This window comes from Chitinophaga sp. 01L420 (assembly GCF_056399985.1).
The window spans coordinates 114,673-127,594 of record NZ_JBFTSK010000012.1 but is presented as its reverse complement, the minus strand read 5'-3'; the positions used below and the strand labels follow the sequence as shown (position 1 = coordinate 127,594).

The 12,922-nt window shown below is 45.4% G+C and carries 7 protein-coding genes; all 7 read left to right on the top strand.

What is annotated here, in order from left to right; translation table 11 throughout:
- Positions 1–341 precede the first annotated feature (341 nt).
- The 7 genes from AC1DP6_RS13970 to AC1DP6_RS13940 all read left to right on the top strand — a co-directional run bounded on the left by AC1DP6_RS13970 (position 342) and on the right by AC1DP6_RS13940 (position 12,915).
- Entirely contained in the window at positions 342–1,877 is a 1,536-nt protein-coding gene (locus tag AC1DP6_RS13970) for a glycoside hydrolase family 43 protein (RefSeq protein WP_477055381.1), read from the top strand.
- Between the two features lie 192 nt (positions 1,878–2,069).
- Positions 2,070–2,669, top strand: a complete 600-nt coding sequence (locus tag AC1DP6_RS13965) for an RNA polymerase sigma factor (RefSeq protein WP_477055380.1) — start codon at positions 2,070–2,072, stop codon at positions 2,667–2,669.
- A 122-nt stretch (positions 2,670–2,791) separates the two neighbouring features.
- Positions 2,792–3,988: a FecR family protein gene (locus AC1DP6_RS13960; RefSeq protein ID WP_477055379.1), complete on the top strand. Its 1,197-nt coding sequence runs from the start codon at positions 2,792–2,794 to the stop codon at positions 3,986–3,988.
- A 261-nt stretch (positions 3,989–4,249) separates the two neighbouring features.
- The gene (locus AC1DP6_RS13955) at positions 4,250–7,576 is read left to right on the top strand and encodes a TonB-dependent receptor (protein ID WP_477055378.1); all 3,327 of its coding nucleotides are present in this window, start codon (positions 4,250–4,252) and stop codon (positions 7,574–7,576) included.
- Between the two features lie 18 nt (positions 7,577–7,594).
- Entirely contained in the window at positions 7,595–9,172 is a 1,578-nt protein-coding gene (locus AC1DP6_RS13950; RefSeq protein WP_477055377.1) for a RagB/SusD family nutrient uptake outer membrane protein, read from the top strand.
- A 78-nt stretch (positions 9,173–9,250) separates the two neighbouring features.
- The gene (locus tag AC1DP6_RS13945) at positions 9,251–12,178 is read left to right on the top strand and encodes a glycoside hydrolase family 2 TIM barrel-domain containing protein (protein ID WP_477055376.1); all 2,928 of its coding nucleotides are present in this window, start codon (positions 9,251–9,253) and stop codon (positions 12,176–12,178) included.
- Between the two features lie 317 nt (positions 12,179–12,495).
- Complete coding sequence (locus AC1DP6_RS13940; RefSeq protein ID WP_477055375.1) at positions 12,496–12,915, top strand: c-type cytochrome; 420 nt, start codon at positions 12,496–12,498, stop codon at positions 12,913–12,915.
- Positions 12,916–12,922 lie beyond the last annotated feature (7 nt).

Below are 12,922 nucleotides of genomic sequence, written 5' to 3'. Positions count from 1 at the left end.
CTGTAGTCTGGAAAATATTATCTATTGACCTTCGTATGCTTTTGAAGCACATAAATAATTCAAGTGCCACGCTATCACCAAAAACATGCTTACTGTTGCGTTGAATATGATCGATGTTATCTTTATTTTTCAGCTTACTGCTAACGCGCTTCCTGTCATATATTTCATGCATGCTGTATAGTATTTCTTATACCAGGTAAAACTGTCTTATTAAAAATATTTGTAGCTTCGCTACCTTCCAGCATGATTGCAACCCCAAATAGATGTAAAATCGCACTGCTTATGAAAGGCAGCGCCACACTCAGAAAATAACGTTACACGAAAAACAAATACAGTGATCGATGAAAGGAACTTTATTATTATCTACACTTCTATTGTGGTTCACCACCGCTTTCTCACAAACCAATAAAAGCTGGACGCCGGATTTGGGTAACGGGCATTTTAAGAATCCGCTCATGTGGGGCGACTGGCCGGATCCGGACATTATCCGGGTAGACGATAAATTCTATTTTATTTCCACCAGCATGCATTATGTACCAGGTTGCCCCATTGCTGTTTCCCTGGATCTGGTAAACTGGGAAATGGCCGGATATGCCGTTTCCAGGTATGATGAAGATGCCCGTTATGATATGAAAGGCGGAGATATGTACCTCAGCGGTTCCTGGGCAGCCACCATCCGCCATCACGACAGCACCTTCTATGTAGGCTTCTGCACCCCTAAGATGGAAGGAAAAGAAGGACATTTCTCTATTTGTACGGCTAAAAGTATCAGCGGACCATGGACAAGAACCATCTTCCCTGAATACCTGTATGATCCGGGACTCTTTTTTGATGATAATGGCAAAGTGTATGTGGCACATGGGCAACAAACGCTTTATATCACTGAATTAAATAGCGATGCGAAGTCCGTAAAAGTTCCACAGCGAAAAATTTACGACAATCGCGGTTTCCCTTATCTCGAAGGATCACATCTTTATAAGATCAATAATAAATATTATATACTTGGCTCTACCGGCGGCACAAGGGGTCGCGAAGTTTGTTTGCGCTCAGATAGTATCTACGGTCCCTATGAGTCGAAAGTAGTGATACATGACGATCATACCTATCCTGGCAATGGATTGCATCAGGGTGGTATGGTACAATTAAAAGATGGCTCCTGGTGGTTTATTATTATGCAGGATCGCGGACCAATAGGTCGGGTGCCTAATCTTGAACCGGTTACCTGGGAAGATGGCTGGCCCATGCTGGGTAAAAACGGGAAGGGAGTAGATACTTTCCCGAAACCTGTCATTGGTGTAACCAGTCCGATTACCGTGCCTGCCAGTTCCGATGAGTTCAATTCTCCCGGATTGGCCCTGCAATGGCAATGGAATCATAACCCGGATAACAGCAAATGGTCGCTGACAGAACGCCCCGGCTATCTTCGTTTAAAAGCCGGCAAAGCATCCACATGGCAGCAGGCTATCAATACCTTAACGCAACGCGTAGAAGGCCCATATTCGGAAGGAACGGCGGAAATGGATGTACAGGAAATGAAAGATGGAGATATCGCCGGTTTGGGCATATTCCAGCTCCCCTATGCCTATGTGGCCGTTCAGCAAACCAACGGCAGGAAAAGAATCATCATGGCAAACAATGACAGCATTATAGCAGTAGTTCCTTTAAAAAGCAACAAGGTCTGGTTTAAGTCTTATGTCAGGGAGAAGGGATTTGTGGCCACTTTTGCCTATAGTACCAATGGTAAAGACTTTATTCCGATTGGAAACGAATTAAAAATGGGATTGGGGCTGGACTGGACAGCCAACAGGTTTGCATTGTTTAATTTCAATACCCGTACAGCCGGCGGCCACGCAGATTTCAACTGGTTCAGGCGATAAATAACGGATCTGCCTCCATTAAAACGCCTTCGCTGGTCGCAGGCGTTGGAACTTTATTCAGCGCTCCATGAGGCAATTTGTTTTTTTGTACCTTGCAACTGCATCTTTACCAATAACAACAGGTCATTCAAGCATTTTATTTTTAGATTTGCCGGATTGGATGATCTTAAAAAGAGAGCAGGATTTAACCGAATGAATAATGATTCAATGGATGAAATTGCACTTTTCCACCAAATAGCTCAGGGGGACGAAACTGCATTTGAAATATTGTTTCATTTGTATGTACCAAAGATTACACCCGTGATTGCACGTGTAATACAGGTAGAGGGACCAGAGAAAGATATTATACAGGAAATATTCCTGGGCATATGGCTTGGCCGGGAAAAGCTGACAGACGTGCTGATTCCACATAGCTGGATTTTCAAGATGGTATACCACCGCTGTTATAGCTGGCTACAGAAACAGGAAGTCCGGAATAAGGCCAGCCAGATCATTATAAGAGAAAGCAGCGACCAATCCAACCTGACAGAAGAAAATATTGCTTTTTCCGAAACATCCCAACTGGTAAAGCAAGCCATTCGCCAGTTACCACCACAGGCACAAAAGATCTACCTGCTCAGCAGGGAGAAGGGACTGAAAATTGCCACCATTGCGGATCAGTTGCAGCTGTCACCCCAAACCGTTAAAAACTCACTGGTCCGTTCCCTGAAATCCATCCGGGAATACCTCATCAGTAAAGGTGTTATGCTTCCGCTTATCCTGCTGGGATGGGATATTTTATTTTTTTCTTAATTTTTTTTTAATCGGATAGGTACTATTTGTTTAGTTGCCGTACGTATATAGCAGGGGGATCTTCTCAATAAGGAGATTTTCCATGATATCAACTAAATTCGAAAGACTTTAAATTTCACTTGTTGTCCACGCCAGAAAGACTTAAATATCTATTAGAACAGGTACAGCAGCAGCGAGCCACGCAGGCAGAGTACAAAGAACTGTTACAGTTCATCAATGATGATGAGGCTGGCGAAGTGCTGCGGCAACTCGACGCATTTCATACCACCGGGCCATCAGCGGCCGCCACGGATGCGGAATATGACCGTCCCTACTGGCAATCAATCGTAAAAGAAATACTGGATTCCGATAAATTCGTGCTGCAGGAACCGGCTAAAAAGCGGGTGCATTTCCTGCAACGTTACTGGTGGGCTGCCGCCTGTGGCCTGTTTATCATATCCGGTGCTTATTATTATCGTTTATCAACGTCCACACATCCGACAGCAATAGTAGCTGCCCCACCTGTAAAGGATGTTGCTCCAGGCGGCAACCGGGCTATGCTCACCCTCTCTGACGGTTCCCAGATACCGCTCGACAGCGCAGGCAACGGCGTGTTGGCACAACAGGGGAATACCCGTATCACCAAACTAAGTAACGGTCAACTGGCTTATAATGAGTCAGGAGCGGCGGCGGATAAAGTATTATATAATACCATGAGTACCCCGCTGGGCGGGCAATACAAACTTATTTTACCGGATGGTACGGCCGTATGGCTGAATGCCGCTTCTTCCATCTACTACCCTACTGCGTTTACCGGACACGAAAGAAGGGTAACCATTACCGGGGAAGCCTACTTTGAAGTAGCCAAAAATGAATCAATGCCCTTCGTAGTGAAGGCTAACAATACAACAATAGAAGTGTTGGGCACACATTTTAATATCAACGCGTATAAAGACGAAGCCAGTACCAATACCACCTTACAGGAAGGGGCTGTAAAGATCACCGCGCAGCAGCAACAACAAACGCTTAAACCAGGGCAGCAGGCAAGGGTAAACGCTAATGGCCAGGCCATACAGGTAGTGGATCATGTGGATCTGTCGCAGGTGCTGGCATGGAAAGAAGGCTTCTTCAATTTCAATGATGCAGATCTTCCTACCGTTATGCGCCAGCTTTCGCGCTGGTACAATGTGGAAGTAAAATATGAAGGAGATATCCCTCAACGGGTATTCAGCGGAGAAATAGGCAGGAACCTCACCCTGTCGCAGGTATTAAAAGGATTATCCAAAACAAGGATCAGATATAGAATTGAAAATGGCAACCGGATTGTTATCCAGCCATAGTTATGAACAATGAAACATTTAGAACAATGAACCACCTGAAACTGTCAGTAGTGGTTTTCCACGCATATTGAATAAAAAACCGGGGATTAAGATTGGCGTCCTACCCCGGTTATAGTTCAATTTCATCAACAAACAAGTCGGTAAACTTTATTTATTAATTCAACCAAACATTGCAAAAGTATGCAACTTAAGGCTATTTGTAATTCCGGTACCCGCAAATATTGGAAGTTTGCGGAGCTCTCAACCAAAATTTTGTTAGTGATGAGACTAACTTCAATCATGCTACTCGTGGCCACCTTACAGGTAAGTGCCAGCAGCAGCGCACAAACGGTCACCTACTCCGCCAAAGCGGTGAGTCTTCAGAAAGTACTCAATGCTATAAAAGAGCAAACAGGGTATGTTTTCTTCTATGATAAAGAGGACCTGAAAAACAGCAAGCCTGTTTCGGTTGACCTTAAAAATGCGTCGCCGCAGGCGGCCATGGAAATGGTGCTGATACAGCAACCCCTGAGTTTTGAAATCCAGGGCAACACCATCTTCATTACCAAAAACGAAAAACCGGCAGCTACCCCGCCAGTGGCACCGCCACCTGCCATCATCACCGGGAAAATTACGGACGATACCGGAGCACCCATTCCCGGCGCATCGGTGGTGGTGAAAGGCACCCAGAAAGGAGCCATTTCAAGCCCGGATGGTACTTTCCAGCTGAAAGACGTACCAGAAAATGCCGTATTGGTGATCAGCAGCCTGGGATATATTACCCAGGAACTTCCTATCGCCAGCAAAAGACAATTCAATATTTCGCTTGTTCCGGATGTAAGCGCATTAAAACAATTTGTAGTAGTAGGCTACGGCATCCAGAAGAAAGCCAATCTCACTGGTGCTGTTACCTCTATCACCTCCGAGCAACTCACCAACAGGCCGGTAACCAACCTGAGTAATGCCCTGCAGGGTACCATGCCAGGTGTAACCGTTACGGCCGCCAACAGCGGACAACCAGGCAGTGATGCCGCAAGGATCCGCATCAGGGGTATCGGTACCATGAATAACTCCGATCCGATTATTGTAATTGATGGAGTCATCACCAACCTGAACAACCTGAATAATATCAATCCTGATGATATTGCTACGATGTCAGTGCTGAAAGATGCGGCTTCCTCTTCTATCTACGGCTCCCGCGCTGCCAATGGTGTGGTGCTCATTACTACCAAACAAGGGACAAAAGGAAAACCGCAGGTGAGTTATAACGCATATGTAGGTAAACAAAATGCTACCGGCTTACCAGATTTCTTACCTTCCTGGCAGGCAGCTACCTTGTATAACAAGGCCCTTGTGAATGAAGGAAAACCAGTACGCTGGACAGATCCCGAAATTCAGAAATTCAAAGATGGTTCTGATCCGTACAAATATCCGAATACCGACTGGCTCGGCCTGTTCTATAAAGGCAGTGGCTTGCAGCAAAACCACTACCTGGGCGTATCCGGCGGCAGCGAGAAAACACAGTACGCTTTCTCCCTCGGTTTGTTTGATGAAAATGGTATCGTGAAAGAAACAAATGCCAAACGTTATACCAGCAGACTGAATATCACCTCTGAAGTTACTGAYAGGGTAAAGGTAAATGCCAATGTTGCTTTTACTAACAGCAACCAAGTAGAACCGAGTAATCCTTATACCGGTGATTTTACGCAGATTGTAAGACAGATCAACCGCATTTCTCCCACCATCCCATACAAATACGCCAACGGCTATTTTGGATACATTGCAGATGGTAGTCCTATGGCATGGCTGGAAGGAAACAGTCAAAACAAATACAATAACTACGACCTGATTGGGAATGTAGGCGCAGATTGGGAAATCATCAACGGTCTTCATTTCAAGCCATCACTTTCCTACGTGATGAAAATAAAACACAATAAGAAATTTATTGCCGACCAACAGTACTACGATGCTAACGGGAAACCTACCTTTTACCAGGGTCCCAACTCTGTAACAGATGAAAACTCCTTTGGTAACACTGTTACTCAGCAGGCATTACTTGATTATACCAAATCCATTCAGAAACACAATTTCAAGATATTGGGTGGCTTCTCACAGGAACTGACCAAATATACTTTTGATGATGGTTATCGTAAAGGCTTCCTGAACAACCTGCTAACCGATGTAAACCTGGCCTCTACGGATGGACAGAAGACCAGCGGATATTCTTATGAATTAGCACTTCGGTCTTATTTCGGCAGGTTAAATTATGATTACGACGGTAAATATTTATTTGAAGCCAATCTCCGTTACGATGGTTCCTCCCGCTTCGCTGCTAACCACAGATGGGGAGCATATCCTTCCTTCTCCGCCGGTTGGAATATAGACCGGGAAAACTTTTTCGAATCTTTAAAGAAGTATGTTTCTTACCTCAAACTAAGAGGTTCCTGGGGTCAACTGGGTAACCAGATCGTGGTGGGTCCGGATGATGCCAATAACCCCGGCTTTCCCTATTATCCTTATGTGTTGCAGGTGAATGGTGGCCAGAACTATACATTTGGCGGTACCGGTGCTACTATCGCCCCCGGTATAGCGCCTATTAATGGTGCTAACGCGGATCTCTTATGGGAATCCACCACTGAAACCAGTGTGGGTCTTGACGCGGGTTTCTTAGACGGAAAATTAAATTTTACAGCCGATTATTTCCGTAAGGTTACCAATGCTATCCTTCTGCCGGTAGAGGTGGGCGCACCATATGGACTGAAGCCTTCTGTGCAGAATGCAGGCGCTATGCTGAACAAGGGTTGGGAATTCTCCCTCAGCTATAATGATACTAAAGGGGACTTTAAATACAACGCAGCTATTAACGCTGCTTTCATCAACAATGAAATAACTGACCGCCATGGAGCCGGCGCCAAAATTGATGGCTATACGTACCAACAGGTAGGCCATCCTCTGTATTCGTTGTATGGATATGAAGCGGATGGTATTTTCCAATCAGCAGATGAGGTGAAAAAATCTCCTTTCCAGACCAACAAAACATCCGCGGGTGATATCCGGTACAAGGATAAGGATGGTAATGATACCATTAACACGGCCGATAAAGTATATCTCGGTAATTATTTCCCAAAAGTAACTTTTGGTATTAACCTGGGCGGCACCTGGAAAAATTTTGACGTCGCCATTTTCCTGCAGGGAGCTACCGGCGTAAAAAACTATATCGATGGAGGTAAACTTGGCAGTGTAAGTTCTTCTGCGGGTAAACCTACGTCTGCATTGCTGGATACCTGGGCACCAGATAATACCGGTGCATCCCTTCCACGCATCTGGTATAACAATAAAGAAAATGACCCCAGTGGTACGCCTTCCTCTTTTTGGGTAAAAGACGGCTCTTATCTGCGCCTCAAAAATCTGCAGATAGGATATACCTTGCCGGGTAGCCTTGTGAAGAAAGCCGGACTTAGCAAAGTACGTTTTTACTACAGCGGACAAAATATCCTCACGTTTGATCACCTGTACAAATGGGTAGATCCGGAAGCGTCCATTTCAAGCAGTATTTATTACTACCCACAGGTAAAAGTGCACACGTTTGGTGTAAATGTTAGTTTTTAACGAAAAGTACTTAACATCATGAAAAGAAACATTCTATATATAATACTCGCTACAGGCTTACTGCAGTCCGCCTGTCAAAAAGATTTTCTGGATAGAAAACCACCGTTTGCTTACGGCAACTCCTCTTTATGGACCTCCCAGTCAGATGCACTGGCTGCCCTGAATGGTTGCTATAAAGATTGGGAAGGCGACTATGCCTTACTCTATATGGATGCAGCAAGTGATAATATGTACAGCCAATATCCCTGGGAAGGCTATACGGATTATGGTAGCGGCGCCATTACACCCGCCAATACCAATGCTTCCAGCCGCTGGAGTTATACTACCATTCAGAAATGCAACTGGTTCCTGGAAAATATAGATAACACACCCATGGACGCTGCCTTAAAGGAAAAGTATAAAAGTGAAGCCCGTTTCCTGAGAGCTTACCAGTATTTTACCATGACCCAACTTTATGGGGACATACCTTTCGTTAAAAATACCGTTACTGCAGACGTAGCCAATACCCTTTCGAGAACTCCCGCTACCGAGATACGCAAGTTTGTGAAAGACGAACTGGCTGCCATCGCTGCCGTATTACCAGTAAGCTACACTGGCAGCGAAGTAGGCCGTATTACACAAGGCGCCGCCCTCTCCCTGAAAGCCAGGATAGAATTATACGATAAGAATTATGCTGACTGTATTGCAGATTGTAAAAAAGTAATGGGCTTAGGTTACGAACTGTTTGGCAACTACCAGGATCTTTTCCGTATTCAAAATGAAAATAACAAAGAAGTTATCCTGGATGTGCAATACAAGGAAAATGATTACGCCAATTCAGACATCGGCATCATGCCGTCGTCTTCCTTTGGTGGCTGGGGCTCACTCGATCCTACCCAGGCTCTGGTAGATGCCTACGAAACTAAAACCGGTAAGACCATCGATGACCCGACATCCGGCTACAATGAAAATGATCCGTACAACAACAGGGACCCGCGCTTAACGGCCACCATCGTTTGTCCCGGTCAATTGTATGAAGGTGCTTACTATAACTCAATAGAAAGCAGCTCAGGCGATTACTACAACGGCGATAACAATTCCAAAACAGGTTACATTCCCAAAAAATTCACCTCTCACCTGTCCGACTTCACCGATATGTGGAATACCGGGCTGAATATGATTGTGATACGTTATGCGGAAGTACTGCTCACCTATGCGGAAGCACAAATCGAGTCTGGTGTGATCGACAATTCCGTATATGATGCACTGGATGCCATCAGAACCCGCGCGGGTATGCCGGTGGTAAACAGAACCCTGTACAATACCCAGGACAAAATGCGTACGCTGGTAAGACGTGAACGCAGAGTAGAACTGGCATTGGAAGGACTGCGCTGGTACGATGTACAGCGCTGGAAAATTGGCAGCACCGTTAGATCAGGCACCGTATATGGTACAAAATTAGGTACCGTAGATCCCGCCAATGGTAAACTTACACTTAGCGGAGAACACGTTAAAGTAGAGCAACGCTCCTTCCAGGATAAGCGGGATTATCTGTGGCCTGTACCACAAAAGGAAAGAGATATCAACAAGAACCTGACACAAAATGCCGGTTACTAATTAATACAACTATAACTGTCGAAAAAATCCCGCGAGTTGAAAAATGAGCGGGATTTTTTTATCTTAAAAAGCGCCCACATGCCGTTATTAAAATGCCGCTCCTATCTTTTCGTCCAGCTGATATATTGGATACTCCCTTTCAGTTTATATGCCCAACAAACAAGAACCGTTTTAAACTTCAATACCAACTGGGCCTTCCAGAGAGGCGATGTAAACGGTGGAGAAAAAATCATATTTAATGATAAGAGCTGGGCCGGCATCAGTATTCCGCATGTAATGCGCATCGAAAAAAAACATAACGGTGGTAATACCGTTTACCAGGGTGTTGGGTGGTACAGAAGATATTTCAGGCTTCCTTCCTCCTACCGTAACAAGAAAATCACTATTTGTTTTGATGGTGTGCAAACCACAGCAGCAATATATCTCAACGGTAAAAAAATAGCCACGCATACCGGCGGGTACATGGGCTTTGTCGTTGACATCAGCGGGCAGGTATCTTTTGAGAAAGACAATGTGCTGGCGGTAAGGGTAACTAATACCGACAACCCGCAGATACCGCCGGGAAAACCACAGTCGAAATTAGACTTCAATTATTTTGGTGGCATCTATAGAAATGTTTCCCTGACCGTTACTGAAAAAATATTTATCTCTCATCCGCTGGAAGCCAATAAAATAGCCGGTGGTGGTGTATTTATCACCTATCCCGCAGCTAACAAAAACACTGCTTCCGTTAATATTAAAACCAATATTGTTAATGCTACCCCCAACCCGGTAAATGCAATGCTGAGCACCACCCTGGTGGACAGTAATGGAATGGCCGTAGCCACCGCCCGCAGCAGTCAGCATATTTCCGGGCAGACGGATACGGATATCCAACAATCCCTGACGGTAAATCATCCTCAACTATGGCATCCGGATCATCCTTATTTGTATCACCTGGTATCTGTTGTTTATAAAGACAATGCACCTGTTGACAGCCTGATCACCTATACGGGTATACGAAACATCGCTTTTGGTACTGACGGATGCTATATCAATGGGGAAAAATTATATCTGCGTGGTGCCAACAGGCATCAGGCTTATGAATACATAGGTGATGCAGCGGCAGATAACATGCAGTATCTTGATGCCCTCCAGCTGAAAAAAGGAGGATTCAATGCGGTGCGTGCCGCCCACTATCCGCAGTCACCTGCCTTCCTGGATGCATGCGACAAAACAGGTTTGCTGGTCATTGAATGCCAACCCGGTTGGCAATTCTTCTCTAAAGATTCCTTGTTTACAGCCAACACCTTCCGGGATATCAGGGAAATGATCCGCCGTGATCGCAACCATCCTTCCGTTTTTCTCTGGGAAACGTCCCTCAACGAATCACCTACTCCTGAAACATGGATGCAACAAGCGGTAAAGACGGCACAGGAAGAAATGCCCGGCAACCAGCTTTTTGTAGCAGATGATTATAATTCGCGGAGCAAAAGTCATTACAATGTTTCCTATAAAGTGGTAAATGAAGATGGTATCGATCCTATGCCCTCCCGCCCGTTCCTTACCCGTGAATGGGGTGATAGCTGGATGGCAGATGCCGAAAAAGAAAACAGCCTGCGCGCCAGCAGGATGTACACGGAGAAAGGATTGATCAATCAGTGTATATTAAGACAAAACGCATTGAATGGAGAAACATCAGAAGCACTCGGCGGCTATTGGGACCATGGCGGGCTGGATGCCAATCCGAGAATAGGCGGATACTTTGTATGGAGTTATAACGACTACACCCGTGGGGCTGATCCGGTTACTGCGTTTAGCGGCGTAACGGATCTTGACCGTTATGAAAAGTTCAGTTACTACCAGCTCAAAGCTATGCAGGATGCCCGCAATCCCACTTACGGACCTATGGTATACATTGGCAGCTATAATAACCAACCTGCCTTAGATAGCACCATTATGGTGTTCTCCAATTGCGATGCCGTACAACTTTATAGAAATAACCAGCTATGCGGTGAAATAACAAGGGCCCAAAACGCTGCCACCGCTCCTTTTGTAGCCGCGAAAGGTGGCAGCCCGTACTTTGTTTTCCATACAGGCAGGTATGAAGCAGGAACGTTAAAAGCCGTGGGCATCATCAACGGAAAAGCTGTTTGCACACATATAGTAAAAACGCCCGGTGCTCCTCACCACCTGGAAATTGAGATCCCCGAGAACCATACTTCCTTCCTTGCTGATGGCTCCTCCATGACGCCTTTTTACGTGAAAGTATGCGACCGGAACGGCACACTCATTTCCAACAAAACACCCGGGCAATCTTTTCTCATCCGGATGAATGTATCGGGCGAAGCCACACTGACAGGCGACAACATCCCTTCAGCAGGTATTGCGCTGCAACAAACAGAGGGAGGCATTGCCTACGGCATTATCCGCCATTCAACAACGCCAGGCAACATCAGGATCAGTGTAAACAGCCCGGGATTAGCCCCGGCTAACCGGCTCATTAAAACAATAGCTTCTTCCGGTAAATACGTAAATGACGGCGCCCATCCCCAATGGATAAACGAAAACAAAACAACCCCTGTAGCCTACTATACGGATACCACCACATCCGGCCAAAAACTGCCGGAAATTAAACTGGCGGATAAATCCATTGCTGTTCAACCCGGCCACAACCAGGAAAACATCCAAACCATGATAGATGGCAATACCGCCACAGGATGGGCTGCCAGCGCAGGAAGCCTCCCCGTCAACATTACCATCGATCTCAAAAAAACAGCTACCCTCAGCGGTAGCCGTATTGTATGGGGAAAAGATAGTGACTGGTATACCTATAGTATCGCGGTATCTGTTAATGGCAACGACTGGGTGGAGGTGAAAAAACCGGAGCGGGTATCCGGACAGGAGTACAAGATGGCATTGTTTCAGGCGCCGGCTGCAAGATATGTACGCTATCTGATTACCGGTATCCAACCGGAAACCAGTAAAGTAGCCGTGAAGGAAATACAGTTATACGGCGGAATGTAAAGGCAGCACTACTACCTACGGGCTGATGCTCCCCAAAATAAGAAGCTGGACATACCTATTAATCAAAGAAGGCCACGACCATCCCGTGGCCTTCTTTGATGATTGACGGTACGATGACGCGCTGAAAAATAAATCCTCTTAACATTAGCAAATAAAGCATCAGCTAAAGTCAGTTTTCTGGTTGAATACTATTCACACGTAGAAGATATTTACATCCAGATAAATATACATGAAGAAATGCCCGGTCATACTGTAATAGATGCCAGGAATTTTACTTCTCCATCACGGGAACGCACCTTAAAATTACTTATTAGAATATGAAACAATTAGTTCTTCCTGTTTTACTGATCTCCATCATCGGTAATCTACATGTAAATGCGCAAACTAAATCATCCGGTGCAAAAACGCCGCCTGTAAAGAAAGCGCCCATCACAAAACCAAAGCAGCAGACAGCTCCGGTTATCAGGCAACAGGATATTGACGAGGGCAAACAGTTGCTGAGCAAATCTGATTGTCTTGCCTGTCACAAAACAGATACAAAAATTGTGGGTCCTGCCTATTCAGATGTAGCGAAAAAATATCCATATACAGCTGCCAACCTCGAACTGTTATCTTTTAAAATTATCAAGGGTGGCGCAGGTAACTGGGGAGGTGTCCCAATGAGTCCCCATCCGGCTCTCCAGCAGGAAGATGTAAAAAAAATGGTGACCTACATACTCTCTTTAAAAGCCAAATAAAGTTCAG